14 protein-coding genes and 1 pseudogene are annotated in these 15,803 nt (G+C 66.5%); 7 read left to right on the top strand and 8 right to left on the bottom strand.

Features of this window, described 5'->3' with window-relative positions:
* The first annotated feature begins 36 nt into the window (after positions 1-36).
* The 5 genes from BLR19_RS14465 to BLR19_RS14445 all read left to right on the top strand — a co-directional run bounded on the left by BLR19_RS14465 (position 37) and on the right by BLR19_RS14445 (position 6,830).
* Positions 37-828, top strand: coding sequence for a PhoH family protein (locus BLR19_RS14465; RefSeq protein WP_091752533.1), 792 nt, complete (start codon positions 37-39; stop codon positions 826-828).
* 126 nt (positions 829-954) lie between these two features.
* Positions 955-2,277: a UDP-glucose dehydrogenase family protein gene (locus BLR19_RS14460; protein WP_091752496.1), complete on the top strand. Its 1,323-nt coding sequence runs from the start codon at positions 955-957 to the stop codon at positions 2,275-2,277.
* Positions 2,274-3,251 (top strand): SDR family NAD(P)-dependent oxidoreductase, encoded by a 978-nt coding sequence (locus BLR19_RS14455; RefSeq protein ID WP_091752530.1) that lies wholly within the window; start codon positions 2,274-2,276, stop codon positions 3,249-3,251. The genes BLR19_RS14460 and BLR19_RS14455 overlap by 4 nt, the downstream gene beginning before the upstream one ends.
* Positions 3,252-3,272: 21 nt before the next feature.
* A complete protein-coding gene (locus tag BLR19_RS14450; protein WP_091752494.1) occupies positions 3,273-4,556 on the top strand; it encodes an outer membrane beta-barrel protein in 1,284 nt (427 codons plus the stop codon).
* A gap of 81 nt (positions 4,557-4,637) precedes the next feature.
* Positions 4,638-6,830 carry a GumC family protein gene (locus BLR19_RS14445; RefSeq protein ID WP_091752492.1) on the top strand — a complete coding sequence of 731 codons (2,193 nt, stop codon included), beginning with the start codon at positions 4,638-4,640 and terminating at the stop codon, positions 6,828-6,830.
* 26 nt (positions 6,831-6,856) lie between these two features.
* Here BLR19_RS14445 and BLR19_RS14440 read toward each other — a convergent pair whose 3' ends face one another.
* The 4 genes from BLR19_RS14440 to BLR19_RS14425 are packed head-to-tail and all read right to left on the bottom strand — an operon-like array spanning position 6,857 to position 11,079.
* Positions 6,857-7,174 (bottom strand): hypothetical protein, encoded by a 318-nt coding sequence (locus BLR19_RS14440; protein WP_091752490.1) that lies wholly within the window; start codon positions 7,172-7,174, stop codon positions 6,857-6,859.
* The gene (locus BLR19_RS14435; RefSeq protein ID WP_091752488.1) at positions 7,171-9,717 is read right to left on the bottom strand and encodes a cbb3-type cytochrome c oxidase subunit I; all 2,547 of its coding nucleotides are present in this window, start codon (positions 9,715-9,717) and stop codon (positions 7,171-7,173) included. The genes BLR19_RS14440 and BLR19_RS14435 overlap by 4 nt, the downstream gene beginning before the upstream one ends.
* A complete protein-coding gene (gene coxB / locus BLR19_RS14430; RefSeq protein ID WP_091752486.1) occupies positions 9,714-10,691 on the bottom strand; it encodes a cytochrome c oxidase subunit II in 978 nt (325 codons plus the stop codon). The genes BLR19_RS14435 and coxB overlap by 4 nt, the downstream gene beginning before the upstream one ends.
* Positions 10,681-11,079: a c-type cytochrome gene (locus BLR19_RS14425; RefSeq protein WP_091752484.1), complete on the bottom strand. Its 399-nt coding sequence runs from the start codon at positions 11,077-11,079 to the stop codon at positions 10,681-10,683. Before BLR19_RS14425 ends, coxB begins: the two co-directional genes overlap by 11 nt.
* A gap of 226 nt (positions 11,080-11,305) precedes the next feature.
* Here BLR19_RS14425 and BLR19_RS15035 point away from each other — a divergent pair.
* Positions 11,306-11,800: pseudogene (locus BLR19_RS15035) on the top strand (cytochrome c); the annotation flags it as partial.
* Here the strand turns inward: BLR19_RS15035 and BLR19_RS15030 are convergent.
* The 3 genes from BLR19_RS15030 to BLR19_RS14405 all read right to left on the bottom strand — a co-directional run bounded on the left by BLR19_RS15030 (position 11,778) and on the right by BLR19_RS14405 (position 14,227).
* Complete coding sequence (locus BLR19_RS15030; protein ID WP_045811114.1) at positions 11,778-12,497, bottom strand: cytochrome b; 720 nt, start codon at positions 12,495-12,497, stop codon at positions 11,778-11,780. The pseudogene BLR19_RS15035 and the gene BLR19_RS15030 overlap by 23 nt on opposite strands.
* Complete coding sequence (locus BLR19_RS14410; RefSeq protein ID WP_255366711.1) at positions 12,494-13,135, bottom strand: cytochrome c oxidase assembly protein; 642 nt, start codon at positions 13,133-13,135, stop codon at positions 12,494-12,496. Before BLR19_RS14410 ends, BLR19_RS15030 begins: the two co-directional genes overlap by 4 nt.
* Positions 13,136-13,309: 174 nt before the next feature.
* Positions 13,310-14,227 (bottom strand): LysR substrate-binding domain-containing protein, encoded by a 918-nt coding sequence (locus tag BLR19_RS14405; protein WP_255366710.1) that lies wholly within the window; start codon positions 14,225-14,227, stop codon positions 13,310-13,312.
* Positions 14,228-14,364: 137 nt separating this feature from the next.
* On the opposite strand from BLR19_RS14405, the gene BLR19_RS14400 reads away from it, so the two are divergent.
* Complete coding sequence (locus tag BLR19_RS14400) at positions 14,365-15,528, top strand: MFS transporter (RefSeq protein WP_091752478.1); 1,164 nt, start codon at positions 14,365-14,367, stop codon at positions 15,526-15,528.
* A gap of 13 nt (positions 15,529-15,541) precedes the next feature.
* Here the strand turns inward: BLR19_RS14400 and BLR19_RS14395 are convergent, their stop codons facing one another.
* Positions 15,542-15,802, bottom strand: a complete 261-nt coding sequence (locus BLR19_RS14395) for a hypothetical protein (protein ID WP_143007398.1) — start codon at positions 15,800-15,802, stop codon at positions 15,542-15,544.
* Between the last annotated feature and the right edge of the window lies 1 nt (position 15,803).

Below are 15,803 nucleotides of genomic sequence, written 5' to 3'. Positions count from 1 at the left end.
AGGCGGCGCCCGTTCGGGTCCGCCTTTTTTCATGCCCTGGAGGCGTCCATGACCAAGCGTGCTGCAACCAAGCGTCAAACGCGTGAACACGGAATCCTGGATTCGCGTGATTTCATGGAGGAGTCGAAAGTTCGTCGGCTTCACGCCCCGCATAACGAGCGATCAGGGTGGTCGCCCTACCCTTCGAACGACGACCGCGACCAAGGCTATCTGAAGACGTTGAAGCCCAAATCCGAGGGCCAGGGCGAGTTGATGGAAGCCATCGACCACCACAACCTGGTCATGGCGCTGGGTCCCGCAGGCACCGGCAAGACCTACCTCGCCGTCGCCAAGGCGGTCGAGGCGCTGGAGGCGGGCAAGGTCGGCCGCATCGTCCTGAGCCGCCCTGCTGTCGAGGCCGGCGAATCCATCGGCTTCCTGCCCGGCGACATGGAAGACAAGCTGGCTCCCTATCTGCGCCCGCTCTACGACGCCCTGTCCGATCGTCTGTCGATGAAGCGGGTCAAGGCGCTGATGGCCGAAGGTCTGATCGAGATCGCCCCGGTCGGCTATATGCGCGGCCGCACGCTGAACAACGCCTTCATCGTCGTGGACGAGGCGCAGAACTGCACCTACGTCCAGCTCAAGATGCTGCTGACCCGCCTGGGCTGGCATTCGACCATGGTGGTGACCGGCGATCCGCAGCAGTCGGACCTGCTGCCTGGCATCTCGGGCCTGTCGGACATCTCGGCTCGACTGGAGGCCGTGCCCGACATCGCCGTGGTGCGTCTGGCCGAGCGCGACATCGTCCGTCACCCGCTGGTCGCCTCGATGATCGGCGTCCTGTAAAGCCCGATCCTGCAGCCGGCGCTGGACGGCGTCGGCTGCAGGCGCGTTGCACCGCGAAACCAAAAGCCATTGTCCCCGGGCGCACCGCACCGCTAAAGGTCGGCTCGCGGCTGATGAGGGATTTCGATGCGCGTAGCGATGATTGGGACGGGCTATGTGGGCCTGGTGTCCGGCGCCTGTTTCGCCGACTTCGGCCATGTCGTCACCTGCATCGACAAGGACCCGTCCAAGATCGAACGGCTGGAGCGGGGCGAAATCCCGATCTACGAGCCGGGGCTGGATGATCTGGTCGCCGCCAATGTGCGCGAAGGCCGACTGTTCTTCACCCTGGACGGCGCCGAGGCCATTCGCCGGGCGGACGCCGTCTTCATCGCCGTGGGCACGCCGACGCGTCGCGGCGACGGCCATGCCGACCTGTCCTACGTCCACGCCGCCGCCGAGGAGATCGCCGGCCTGATCGAAGGCTTCACGGTCGTCGTCACCAAATCGACCGTCCCGGTCGGCACGGGCGACGAGGTCGAGGCGATTATCCGCAAGACCAATCCGAAGGCCGACTTCGCCGTCGTCTCCAACCCCGAATTTCTGCGTGAAGGCGCCGCGATCGGCGACTTCAAACGTCCCGACCGCGTCGTCATCGGCATCGACGACATGACCGGCGACACCGGCGGTCGCGCGCAAAAGGTGATGAGCGAACTTTATCGTCCGCTGAACCTGAATGAGAGCCCGCTGCTGTTTGTGGGCCGTCGCACGTCCGAGCTGATCAAATACGCCGCCAACGCCTTCCTGGCGATGAAGATCACCTTCATCAACGAGATGGCCGACCTGTGCGAAGCCGTCGGGGCCGACGTCCAGCAGGTCGCGCGCGGCATCGGCCTGGACAAGCGTATCGGCTCGAAGTTCCTGCACGCCGGCCCCGGCTATGGCGGCTCGTGCTTCCCCAAGGACACTATCGCCCTGGTCCGCACCGCCCAGCAGTATGGCGCGCCGACAAAGCTGATTGAGGCGACGGTCGAGGTCAACGACGCCCGCAAGAAGGCCATGGCCGACCGCGTCGCCGCGACCCTGGGCACGAGCGTCCAGGGCAAGACGATCGCCCTCCTGGGCCTGACGTTCAAGCCCAACACCGACGACATGCGTGACGCCCCATCACTGGACATCGCGCCTGCCCTGATCGCCGCAGGCGCGACCGTCCAGGCCTTCGATCCCGAAGGCATGCATGAGGCCGCCAAGCTGTTGCCGGACATCCAGATGAAGGACAGCGCCTATGACGCCGTCGTCGGCGCCGACGCCGTGGTCCTCGTCACCGAATGGGACCAGTTCCGCGCCCTGGATCTGGACCGCATCAAGCTGCTGATGAAACAGCCGGTCCTGGTCGATCTGCGCAACATCTATCGGCCCGAAGACATGAAGCATCGCGGTTTCCGCTATATGGGCATCGGGCGCGGCTGATGGGCGCGCCGATCCTCGTCACGGGCGCGGCCGGCTTCATCGGCATGCACGTCGCCGAGCGTCTGCTGGACCGGGGCGAGCAGGTGATCGGCGTCGATGTCTTCAACGACTATTATGATCCGCACCTGAAGGCCGCCCGCGCCGCCCGCCTGGAAGGGCGAGACGGCTTCAAGATGGTCCGCGCCGACATCGCCGACCACGCGCAGATGCGCGCCCTCGTTTCAGACGCCGGGGTAAAGCGGATCGTTCACCTCGCGGCTCAGGCGGGAGTCCGCTATTCGCTCGAAAACCCCTTCGCCTACGAGCGGTCCAACCTGGCCGGCCATCTGTCGATGCTGGAGGCTGCGCGGCACAATCAAGTGACGCACCTGGTCTATGCCTCGTCCAGCTCGGTCTATGGCGACCGGCCTCTGGAAGGTTCGGGCTTCCGAGAGGACGATCCGACCGTCCACCCGGTTTCGCTCTACGCCGCGACCAAACGCTCGTGCGAACTGATGAGCCAGAGTTACGCCAAGCTTTATGGCTTTCCGCAATCGGGCCTGCGGTTCTTCACCGTCTATGGCCCCTGGGGCCGGCCCGACATGGCCTATTTCAGCTTCACCCAGAAGATCGTGCGCGGCGAGCCGATCGAGGTTTATGGCGAAGGCAAGATGGCGCGCGACTTCACCTATATCGACGACATCGTCGACGGCGTGGTCGCCGTTCTGGACCGTCCCCCCGCGCAAGGCGTCCATGAGGTCTACAACATCGGCGACAGCCAGCCCGTCGGCCTAATGGAGATGATCTCCACGCTGGAAACGGCGCTGGGCGTCAGCGCGAACAAGATCATGCGGCCGATGCAGCCCGGCGACGTCACCGCCACCTATGCCGACATTTCAAAGCTGAACGCCTTGTGCGGTTATCAGCCCAAGGTCCCGCTGGAGATCGGACTGGAAAAGTTCGTCGCCTGGTGGCGTCAATACGAGAACGGTTGACGCAAGAAGGCTGGGGGGCCGATGCGACGCGAAATCCTGCCGGCCGGCGTCGTCCTGTTGCTGTTCGGCGCAACCGACGCCTCCGCCCAGGCTTTGCGCTCGGCTCAGGACGCGCAAATCGACCTCTTCTTTCGCAACCGCGCGGTCGCCGTGCGTGATCGGCCGCAACCCGCCTATGACCCGCTCGGCATCCGGGCCGGCGGCTTCACGGCCTTTCCCCGGCTTCAGTCGGGCGTCGTTTATGACGACAATGTCTTTGCGGCCGAAGCCGACCGTCAGTCCGCAACGACCTTGCGGGTGACGCCTGAGGTCGTCGTCCGATCCAATTGGTCGCGCCACGCGCTTGAAACCCGCGTCCGCGCCGAGATCGACCGTAACCTCGACTTCGACAGCGAGAACACGACCGACTGGAGCCTGGGCGGCGCCGGCCGTCTCGACATGGTTCGCGGCGCCGACATCACCATGGCCGCGGACTACGCCCGCGATCACGAGGCCCGCACGGCCGCCGGAGCCGGCCCCGCCGCTCGCCGCCCGATCGCCTTCGATCTGGCCTCCGCCTCGCTGGCGGCGACACGCACTCGGGGTCGATTGCGCCTGTCCGCCAACGCCGCCGTTCTTCGCTACGACTACCGCGATGGTCTGAGCGCCGCCGGCGCCGTCATCGAACAGGACGGGCGGGACCGCACCGTCGCCCGCCTGGCCGGCCGCGCCGACCACGCCCTCTCTCCCGCGACGGCTCTGTTCTTTCAGGTCGCCCGCGATGACCGCAACTATCGCAAGGTGGCAGGGTCGCCGGAACGATCCTCTTCCGGTCACGAAGCCTTGGCTGGCGTGGACTTCGAGCTGGGCGCGCTGATCCGGGGCGAGGTCGCCGCCGGATACATCCGCCAGGACTTCCAAGACGCAGCCTATGGCGATCTCGACGGCTTCGGCGGTCGTGCGCGCCTGTCGTGGTTCCCCACCCAACTGACGACTCTGACCGCCACCGCGGCGCGCAGCGTCGCGGACACCGGCGTGATCGACTCGGCCGGCGCCCTGCGCACCGACCTGTCGATCAGCGTGGACCACGAACTGCTGCGCAACCTGATCCTGACGGCGGAAACGGCGTGGAGCGAGGACGGCTACAACGGCCTCGACCGCACGGACACGCGCTTTACCGCCGGCTTCAGCGCCGTCTATCGCCTCAACCGTCGCTACGGTCTGACCGCCGGCGTGACCTTTCTCGATCAATCCTCGTCCGGCGCGGCGGCAGGACCGAGCTATCGCTCGACGCGCCTTTCCGTCGCTGTCGTCTCGCAGTTCTGAACACACGGCCACAGCGCGAAGATTGACAACCTGAAGGCATCATCGCACCACTGGACGGAACGATCACCGTTCGATGGCGCGATGACCCACCACGACCCCACGATCGGCGGTCCCGGCCAGCCTGCGGACGACGCCATCGACCTCCACGCCCTGATCGCCGCCTTCCGGCGTCGTCTCGGCCTGTTTATCGCTGTCGCAGCAGCCGTCTGCCTGATCGTGCTGGCGCTGATGCTGGGCCAGCCGCCCGTCTATACTGCGACCGCCAGCCTCCAGATCAACACCCGCAAGGAACAGGTCGTGGCGGGACAGGCCGTGCTGTCGGCGCTCGACGCCGAGGCGGCCATCGTCGACACCGAGGTCGAGGTTCTGAAGTCACCCCAGCTTGCCGCCCAAGTCGTGCAGACGTTGGATCTAATTCGCGATCGCGAGTTCAACGCTCGCCTGCGATCCTCGCCCCTTACCCGGCGCCTGCCGCGCGCCACGCCTTCGGCTACCGACCCTCAGATCGAGCGGCAACAGGTGATCGACGCCGTCCGGCGACGCCTGACCGTGCGCCGCGTCGGCCTGACCTATTCGATGGCGGTCAGCGTCACCTCCGAAAGTCCGATCAAGGCGGCCCGCATCGCCAACGCCTTCGCCGACGCCTATCTCCAGTCTCAACTCACCGCCAAATTCGACGCTAACGACCAGGCCAACACCTTCCTAGGCGCCCGGCTGGAAGATCTGCGCCGCCAGGTCGAGGCCGCCGACGCGGCCGTCTCAGCCTACCGGATAGAAAACGGCCTGCTCAGCGCCCAGGGCGCCACCCTGACGGAGCAGGAGATCTCGGCCTACAACCAGCAACTCGCCTTGGCCCGCGCACAGCAGGCCGAGCAGGACGCCCGCCTGCGCACCGCACGCGCCCAGATGGCGGCCGGCTCCAACGGCGACGATGTCGGCGAGGCCCTCTCCTCTCCCGTCGTCCAGAACCTGCGTGCCCAGCGCGCCGCGATCAGTACGCGCGTCGCGGACCTTTCTGTCCGCTACGGCCCTTTGCACCCCGACATGATCCGCGCCCGTCAGGAGCTGTCCGACATCGACGCTCAGATCCAGGCCGAGATCCGCCGTGTCGTCTCCAATCTCGACGCCCAAGCCCAGGTTGCCCGCCAACGCGCCGCCTCGGTCCAGTCCAGCCTGGACGCCGCGCGCGGCGCGCTGGCCGACAACAATGCCGCCTCGGTGCGCCTGCGCGAACTGGAAGGCGAGGCCGAAGCCGCCCGCGCCATCTACCGCGCCTTCTTGGATCGTTATCGCGAGACCAGCGCCCAGACCGGCGTCGAACAGGCGGACGCCCGCATCGTCTCGCGCGCCACGCCTCCGACCGCGCAAAGCGCGCCGAACCTGATGATCAGCCTCGCGCTGGGCCTAATGCTCGGCGCGGCGGCGGGAACCGGCGCCGTCATCATCGCCAACGCCACGCAGACAGGTCTCAGCGGCCCCGATGACATCGAGCGCAGGCTGAGCGTCGCCGCCGTCGGCGCCGTTCCGCTGGCCTCCTCCGTGGCGACGGCTGAGGATCAGACGCTGCATCCGATCGACCTCGTCGTCCAACGCCCGCTGTCGGTCTTCGCCGAGGCCTTCCGGGCGCTACGCACCTCGATCACCCCCATCGTCAGCGTCGTGGGCGAACCGTCCGCGCGCATCGTCGCCGTCACGTCCGCCCTGCCTGGCGAAGGCAAGACCACTACAGCCGTCTGTCTGGCCCGCGTCGCTGCGCGCTCCGGCGGACGCGTTCTACTGATCGACGGCGACCCGCGTCGGCGCGGCGTGACGCGAATGCTGGGCCTGAACCCTGACCACGGCCTAGCCGAGGTCCTGCATGGCGCAGCGGCCTGGCGAAACGTCTTGGTGCTGGACCCGGCCTCCGGCGCACAACTTCTGCCCCTGTCGGGATCAGGCCTGTCGGCCGACGACCTGTTCGGCGCCCCGCCGATGAACGCCCTGCTCGACGAACTGCGTCAGGCCTTCGACCTGATCGTCATCGACACCGCACCTGTCCTGGTCCTCGCCGACGCCCGCATCCTGGCGGCCAAGGCCGACACCGTCATCCTGCTCGCCCGCTGGCGAAAAACCCCCGCGCGGGCCGTCGCCGCTGCGATCCGCATCCTCAGCCAATCCGGTGTTCGCCTTTCCGGCGTCACCCTGAGCCAGGTCGATGTCCGGGCGGAGGCCGGCCTAGGTTATGGCCAAGCCGACTACGACTACCGGGCCTACAGAAGATACTATGCGGCCTGATTGTCGGTAGAGATCAGGCCGCACAATCAGCTCCATATTCTGCCATCGACGATAAGCACCAGAGTTTGAAACACGACGCCGATTGCACCAAGCAAGCTCCCGGCTATCGCGAGGAGCAAGCCGAAGGATCGTGTCGCTTCCGGCTTTGCACGCAGGGCAATCAGGCATTTCCAACATAGGGCGCCAATGCTTGCCAGGCAGAGGACGCTGAAAGTCAGCCCGAAAGCGTTCCAGGCGTCGGCATCCCCACGCGCCACGTCGGCGGCGCTGGACAGCAGATACAGGCCCAGGAAATGGGCGGCCCAGATCAGCAGGCCGCCCAGCATAAGCAGCCAGAACCTCATGCGCCGACGCCCGGGAACAGGCGGATCAGCAGGGTCGTCGCCGCGCCCTGAACCGCCGTGAAGGCCACGAACAGGGCGACCACTTCGAACGTCGCCGTGTAACGCGGCGACACCAGGCCGCAAAGCCAGCGCAGCACGACGAACGGTCCCATCAACAACGAGATGCCGACGAATGTCCCCTGCCAGGCCAACAGCGCATAGACGGTCGCGCCCTGGCTGGAGACGTCGGGGCGCAGGCCCGAGTTCCACCAGGCCGAGGCCTCGGTCGCAAAGGCGCCGCCCGCCGCCACGGTGGCGACCAGCATCAGAATGGCGGCGATGCCGGCGCTGCGCGGCCGGTCCAGCTTCAGCGCGCCTTGAGACGCCCAGGCGCCGAGTCCGGCGGCCGCCAGCAGACCCAGGGTCAAAGGCAGCGAGCCGATCTCGGGCGGCGCCTCCCACAGGTCCGGCCGGCGGCTCCACAGGAAGACGTAGGAGAAGCAGGCCATGATCGCGACCATGCCCGACACGATCAGGGTGATGACCATCGCCCACCACCCATGACTGCTGGGGCCGGACACATAGGTCGGCAGTCGCACGCCGCCGCCGACATCCACCGCCGCTGGACCGCTGGGTCGATCCAGTCCCCAGCACCATTTGAGGATGCAGTAGACGGCCAGCACGCCGCTGACCAAGGAGGCGACGTAGGCCTGGATCGTCAAAATCAAAAAGAAGCCGGCGGTGAAGATCGCGCCCCAGACATACCAGCTGGACGGCCGGGGCATCCGCTGGAGATATTGAGGCTCGGCGTTGATCGGACTTGTGATCATGGTTTCTCGCTCTCCGCGCGGGGCGCCGGGCAGGAAGTAGCGGCCGGCCTCGACATCGCGCGCCAGGTTCGGCTGGTCCCACACCGGATACAGGCTCTTGATCACCGGGACGGACCGCAGCGAGTATCGACCGGCGGGCAGCCACTCCAGCCCCGGCCCGCCAAAGACATTGCCCGCGTCCTTCTCTCCGAAGGGCCGAAAGTTGCGGATCATGTCGATCATCCACAGCACCACCGCCAGGCCGAACATGAAGGAGCCGACGGTCGAGATCATATTGGGCAGGTCCCAGCCCCGATCCGGCAGATAGGTATAGACCCGGCGCGGCATGCCCATCAGCCCGGTCAGGTGCATGGGCATGAAGGTGACGTTGTGACCGACGAACATCAGCCAGAAGATCCACTTGCCCCAACGCTCGCTGAGCGGCCGGCTGCTGGACATCGGCGTCCAGTAGTAGATGGCGGCGAACAGCGGGAAGACCATCCCGCCGATCAGGACGTAATGCAGGTGGGCGACGATGAAATAGCTGTCGTGGGCCTGCCAGTCGAACGGCACCATGGCGACCATCACCCCGGTCAGCCCGCCCATGACGAAGATCACCAGCCCCCCGACCGCAAACAGGCCCGGCGTGTTGAACCGCATCTTGCCCGCCGCCAGTGTGGCGATCCAGGCGAAGACCTGCACCCCTGCCGGCACGCTGACGGCCATGGAGGCGGCGCTGAAATAGTTGATCGAGATCTGCGGCATGCCCGTGGTGAACATGTGGTGCGCCCAGACGCCGAAGCTGATGAAGCCGGTCGCCAGCATAGCCAGGACCACCAGCCGATAGCCGACCAGCTTGGTCTGGGCGACGGCCGGGATCAGGGTCGACATCGCCCCCGCCGCCGGCAGGAAGATGATGTAGACCTCGGGGTGGCCGAAGAACCAGAACAGGTGTTGCCATAGCATGGGGTCGCCGCCCTTGGCCGCATCGAAGAAGGGCCAGCCCAGCGCGCGTTCCAGCTCCAGCAGCAGGGTCGACAGAATGATCGACGGGAAGGCGATGATGATCATGCAGGCGAAGATCAGCATGGCCCAGGCGAAGATCGGCAGTTTGTCCAGCGTCATGCCCGGCGCCCGCGTCTTCAGCACCCCGACGATGATCTCGATGGCGCCGGCGATGGCCGAAATCTCGATGAAGCCGATGCCCAAGAGCCAGAAGTCGGCGTTGATGCCCGGCGAGTAAGTCGTCGACGTCAGCGGCGGATACATGAACCAGCCGCCATTCGGCGCCAGGCCGAAGAACAGCGAGGCGAAGAAGCACAGCCCCCCGACCAGATAGGCCCAGAAGGCGTAGGCGCTCAGCCTCGGGAACGGCAGATCGCGCGCCCCCAGCATCTGCGGCAGCAACAGCACGCCCAGCGCCTCGACCGCGGGCACCGCGAACAGGAACATCATCACCGTGCCGTGCATGGTGAAGATCTGGTTGTAGGTCTCCTGCGCCAGGAAACCCGTCATCGGCAGGGCCAGTTGGGTCCGCATCAACAGCGCCAGCACGCCTGCCAGCACAAAGAACAGCATGGCCGCGCCGACGTAATAGACGCCGATGTAGTTGTTGTTGATCGCCGTGATCCACTCCCACGGCCGCCGCGGGCCGCACCAGACCTCGTCGAGCTGCTCCAGCTCGCCCTCGGGTCGGGCTTCGGTGGTTGGGAAGCGTTTGTAGAGTTCGGGATCGAACCCGGTTTCCGAACTCATTTCAGACTTTCCAGATAGGCGGCGACGGCGCGCACGTCCTGGCCCGAGAGGACCGCATAGGACGGCATACGATTGCCGGGCTTCAGGCTCTGGCTGTCCGAAATCCAGCCGGCCATCGTCCCCTGATTGTTCGGAAGGATGCCGGCGCCCAGCGTCTGGCGCGAGCCGACGTGGGTGAGGTCCGGTCCCGCCAGACCGTTCGCCTCGGTTCCGCGAATAGTGTGACAGGCGGCGCAGCCCGAAGCAGCGAAGACGTTGCGCCCTTGGTCGATCAAGGCGAGCGGCCCCTGGGCCGAGGGCACGACGGCGGCCGGCCGCAACTGCCGCGCCAACCAGGCGGCATAGTCGTCCGGCGCATGGGCCACGACCACCAGCCCCATTAGGGCGTGAGGACCGCCGCAGTATTCGGCGCATTGGCCGCCATAGGTGCCAGGCGCGTCGGCTTGTAGGCGCATGAAGTTGCGGCGGCCGGGGATCATGTCGGTCTTTCCGCCCAGGCGCGGCACCCAGAAGCTGTGGATCACGTCCGCGCTTTCCAGCTCGAACACGACAGGCTGGCCGGCCGGAATGTGGACCTCGTTGGCGTCCTGCACGATCTCGCGCCCCTGACCATCCAGATAGGCGACGCGCCACCACCACATTTCGCCAGTGACGCGCACCCGCATTTCGCCGGGCTTGGGCGCATCGGCCACCCGCGCCGTGGTGGTCAGCCCATAGACCAACAGCCCGGTCAGAACGACCACCGGGAATATCAGTCCCGCAATCCAAATCAGGCGTTCGCCGCCAACCCGCCGCTTCCATTTGCGCGGCCCGAACAGGGCGATGCCGAGCGCCACGGCCACCACGATCATGACCACCGCCGCCATGGTGAACAGCACCCAGGCGACGGTCTGGATCGGTCCGGCGAACGGCCCGGCCGGATCCAGCACGGGCGGCGGCCAGCCGGCGATTCCGGGAGGGGCGTCAGTCTTCATCGAGCGTGTACAGGTATGCCGCGACGTCGCGGGCTTGGTCTTGCGTCAGGGGCATGGGCGGCATGGCGGTTCCGGGGTCCATCGACGGCGCGTCGATCAGCCAGCGGATCAGGACATCGGGCTGGTTCGGCAAGCGTCCGGCGATCAGGGGGCGCGCGCCGAACCCCGCTAGGTTCGAGCCGGACCGGCCCTCGGGCCAGGCGACGCCGGGTATCCGGTGACAGGCGGCGCAACCGACCTCCTTGATCACCGCCAGTCCGGCGGCGGCATCGGCCTGAACTACCGGCCGAGGCAGGTCGGACTTGTCCACGCAGGCGCACAGGGCGAGCGCCAGCGCACAGACCGCCGCCCGTCGTCCCATCGCCTCGCCCGCTGTCCGAAAACCCATCCGCCCCCCAAAGCTTCGCCAGAGCAATCCTCTTGTCGGAAGGAGGTTCCCGACTGCGACATGGAGCCTCGGCGCATCGCCACAAGGAACCTTCGCCATAAGCAGGTGTTGCACCGCCGTGCGCGCCTCCCTTTCCGTCCTTGTTCTGCTAACCGGCCTCGCCGCCTGCGACTCCACGCCGGGCCAGACGGATCGCACCTTCACGGCGAATGGTCAGGTCATCGCCATGAGCGGCGGCGCCGGCGGGGCGGCCAACGCCTGCTTCACCTGTCACGGCCTGGGCGGCGGCGGGGATGGGGTCGCCGCCCCGCGCCTGGCAGGCTTGGACGCCGGCTATCTGCAAAAGCAGTTGGAAGACTATGCATCGGGCCTTCGTCCCGACGACGCCATGACGCGCATCGCCAAGGCCTTGGACCAACAGGGCCGACGCGAGGTCGCCGCCTACTACGCCGCCCTGCCCGCGCCGCCGACGCAAACGCCCGCGTCGATGGTGCCTGCGCCCGCCCTCTATCTGAACGGCGACCCTTCGCGCGGCATCGTCGCCTGCGCCTCATGTCACGGCGACCGGGGTCAAGGCTCGGGCCAAGGCGGCAACCCGCAGATCGCCGGTCAGCCCGCCGCCTACACACTGGAACAGATCGACCGCTGGAAAGCGGGCAAACGCCGCAACGACCCGCGCGGCGTCATGGCCGCCGCCGTCAAATCGCTTTCGGACCCAGAAGCCCGCGCCATAGCGTCCTGGCTGTTGACGCAACCCGCTTCTCCAGCGCGCGCCAGCGCCGCTGCCACCGGGTCCGCTTCGGTCGAAGCAGCGGCACGACCGGCAGCATCGCGTGAAACACGTCGTCCCTATCGATCAGATGGTGCTTGAGCGCCGCGCCGGCGTGGATCGGGATCATCAGCAGCAGCGTGATGACCAGTCCCCAGTGCATCCATTCCGCCGCCGCCTCGATCGCCCATAGCTGAGTGTTCGACAGATCCTGCAGCGGCAGCAGCGGCCATTTGATGAAGCCCAACGTCTCCAGCTGACGCGTCCGATCCGTCGCCGAGATCATGGCCCAGCCCGACAGCGGCAGGCCGAACAGGCAGATGTAGAAGACATAGTGGGTCACATGGGCGGCCATGCTTTCCCAACCCGGCTTGTCCGCATCATTGATCAGGTCGGGCGCCAGCAGTCGCCATGACAGCCGGCCGATCACCAGGATCAGCATCAGCACGCCGATCGCGAAATGCAGGTCGTAGGCGGCCATCATGGCCCCGCCCACCGGCTGCCGCCCCATCCACCAGCCCCAGCCGAGCTGGAAGATCACCAGCCCCGCCATCACCCAATGAAAGCCGATGCCGACGGGCGAATAGCGGCCCTCGTCATGGTGACCCGCCGCCCATTCCAGCAGCTGCCTGAACAGTCTTTCGATCATGCCGGATGCGCCTCGGCGTCCGGGCCGATCATCCGCCCCAGCCGCCACAGGGCGGCGAACAGATACAGCGCCGCCGCCGGCGCCCACATGATCAGTCCGGCCGCCTGCTGATCCTCCAGCGGCGTCAGGCCCCAGGCCAGGGTCGAATAGGCATGGGGCGCATAGACCGCCTGCCCCGCGAAGGTCAGCACCGCACCAAGCAGCCCCATCGCCAGCATGGCCGCCAATAGGGCGATGACCGCCGCCGGCGCAGACGCCGACCGCGTCGCGCACCAGAACCAGACGGCGCTCGCCAGCAGACTGATCTGCATCACCCAATAGACCGCATCTCTCGACAGGGCGGCGCCATACGCGTCAGGCGCGTGCCAGGCCCAGAACACCACCGCCTGCACCGCCGTCGCCAGGATCAGCGACCCATATCGTCTCATGGGCAGGGCCGCCGCCAGCAAGGGCGCGGCGACGCCGACCAACAGTACATGATGAACTGTCCTCGCCGAGAACAGCGCCGAGCTAAGGGCGCACAGCGGGGAGACAAATCCAACGGCCAATACCGCGACGGCCGCCAGACCATAGCCGCGCCGCCGCCCTTCCAGCCGCCACAGGACCACGCCCGCAGCTGCGACGAGAACGGCCAGCAAGATCGGATCAAGGTTCCAGCGCCACTCGCCAAAAGCTGGCGCAGGACCGCAATACGGCATCCAACTCAAACCTGCACCCTCGCCCTTGCCGGATCTCCTGATCCCCGTGAAAGGGAAAAGCCAAGCCAGCTGTGACGGTTCCGCGGGGATCATTTCTACGACGAATTGCCGCGATCACCCCGTTTCAGCACTAGGGGCGACTTCGGTAGCGTCCCTTGCAACCGACCGTGGCCGCAGTTGATCGACCAAGAAGTCGACGAACACCCGGACGCGAGCGGGAACGCTGGCGCCGCCGACGAATACAGCATGGATGGGCTCACGATCGCCAGGATTGAAATCCTCAAGCAGCGGTACGAGCTCACCCTTCGCAATGGCGTCGGCGACGCTGAAGTTGCCCACACGCGTTACGCCGACGCCGGCCAGCGCAAGCTGCGTCAGGCTCTCGCCATTGTTTGCTTCCACGGGGCCGCGAACCGTGAGCGCATAGTCACGACCGTCCCGTCGGAAAGGCCACACGGGCTCCAACCTTCGGAAGTTGAAGTTCAGACAGTCATGTTGGTGCAGGTCCTCCGGCACGCGCGGCACGCCGCGACGCGCGAGATAGGCCGGCGACGCCACGATCGTTCGTCCTGTCTCACCCAGCCGTCGCGCCGTCAGCGGACTGTCCAGCAACGGCCCGAAACGAATGGCGACATCGGCCTGCCCAGCCGCGACATCCACGACAGTATCCGTCAGATTGATGTCGACGAGGATTTGCGGGTAGCGCGCCACGAACGCGCCGATCAGCGGCACGACCACCTGCCGACCGTGCGCCAGGGATGCGCTAACCCTTAGGCGTCCCTGCGGCGCGCCCTGGTCCGAAATGGACTGTTCAGCCTCATCCAGGTCGGCGACAATTCTCCTTGCGGCGCTGAGATAGGCCTGGCCTTCGGCCGTCAACGTCAATGCGCGGGTTGTCCTCAGAACGAGCCGCACACCCAGTCGCGCCTCGATCCGATCGATCGTTCGGCTTACGGCCGATGGCGTCAGCCCAAGAACCCGACCTGCGGCTGAAAAGCTGCCGGCCGCAGCCACAGCCGCGAACACCTCCATATCGCGGGCGCGATCTGCGCCCGCTGACGGCGCCTTTGCGTGCATTTCAAAAATCCTTCGCTTTCGGAAGGCCTAACCGCTGGGCACGACCGCGTCCATCTGTGCGCAAGTCTTATTGGTCTGCGGATTTCCATCCTATGAAACTCAACCCTCCCCTGCTGGCGCTTGCCGCCGGCGCGTTCGGCATCGGCGTGACCGAGTTCGCCCCGATGGGGCTGTTGCCCGTCATTGCAACCGATCTAAGCGTGTCTATTCCATCGGCCGGTCTGCTGATCAGCGCCTACGCTCTGGGCGTCGTCCTGGGCGCGCCCTTGATGACCTTGGCCACAGGCCGCGTTCCTCGCCGCACCCTGCTCACCGGGCTCGCCGGCATCTTCACGATTGGCAATGCGCTGTCTGCGCTCGCTGACAACTACGCCCTGCTGATGATCGCGCGGATCATCACGTCGCTGAACCATGGCGCCTTCTTTGGGGTCGGCGCCATTGTCGCGGCCGGGCTCGTGCCGCCGGACCGCAAGGCCGGGGCGGTGGCTGCCATGTTCATGGGCTTGACCATCGCCAATGTCGTGGGCGTGCCTGTGGCCACCTGGGCTGGGGAAACCTTGGGATGGCGGGCCAGCTTCTGGGGCATTGCGATGATCGGCGTCATGGTGATGGCGGCCCTCGCCCTAACGCTACCGAAAGCCGCCGCACCTGCCGCCGGCGACATGTTGGCTGAACTGCGCGTGCTTGGCCGCAGACGTGTCCTGTCGGCCTTGGCCCTGACCGTTATCGGCTCCAGCGCCATGTTCACCGTCTTCACCTACATCACGCCGATCCTGCGCGAACAGACCGGCGCATCGCTGGGTTTCATCACCGCGATGCTCGTCCTCTATGGGCTTGGCCTGACCGTCGGCAACTGGATCGGCGGCAAGTTTGCTGACCATTCTGTCGATCGTACGCTGATCGTAACCCTCGCCGGCCTGTCGCTCGTCCTGCTGACCTTCGCCGTGGCCATGCCTTTGGCCAACGTAAGCGCCGTTCTCATCTTCCTGTGGGGCATCGCCAGCTTCGCGCTCGTGCCGCCGCTTCAGGTTCGCGTGATGGATGCAGCGCGTGAGGCCCCGAACCTGGCTTCGGCCGTCAACATCGGCGCTTTTAATCTCGGCAACGCCATCGGGGCCGCTCTGGGCGGCGCCGTCATCGCCGGCGGCCTCGGCTATCCAGCCGTTGCTCTGGCCGGCGCCGGCGCGTCCGCCCTTGGTCTGCTGATGATCGTGCTGATGTCACGCCGACCAGCCGTCGTGGTCGCAGCCGAATAGGGAGCTCCGTCAGTCAGCCGTTGTCGTTGCCGGCGCTTTGGCAGCGGTGTTCGAGCGATAGTCGGCGGACGTCGGCGGCGTTCTGAAAGACGGCGCGGCTGATGAAGGCGCCCATGTCGCGCCAGGCGATCGATATGGTCTGGAAGGTCTGTTCGTCGGTCTGGCTGGCGGCCAGGGCTTCGTTCCAGCGCGACGTTAGCGCATTGATCTCGTCGAGCATCAAAAGCCGCCCGCAGGCGAGGGTCATCCGGTAGCTTGCGCTTCCTTGGCTCATT

The organism is Brevundimonas sp. 374 (assembly GCF_900102995.1).
In the GTDB taxonomy this organism is placed as follows: domain Bacteria; phylum Pseudomonadota; class Alphaproteobacteria; order Caulobacterales; family Caulobacteraceae; genus Brevundimonas; species Brevundimonas vesicularis_C.
The sequence above is the reverse complement of the archived record's forward strand: the minus strand, read 5'-3'. Positions and strand labels throughout refer to the sequence as shown.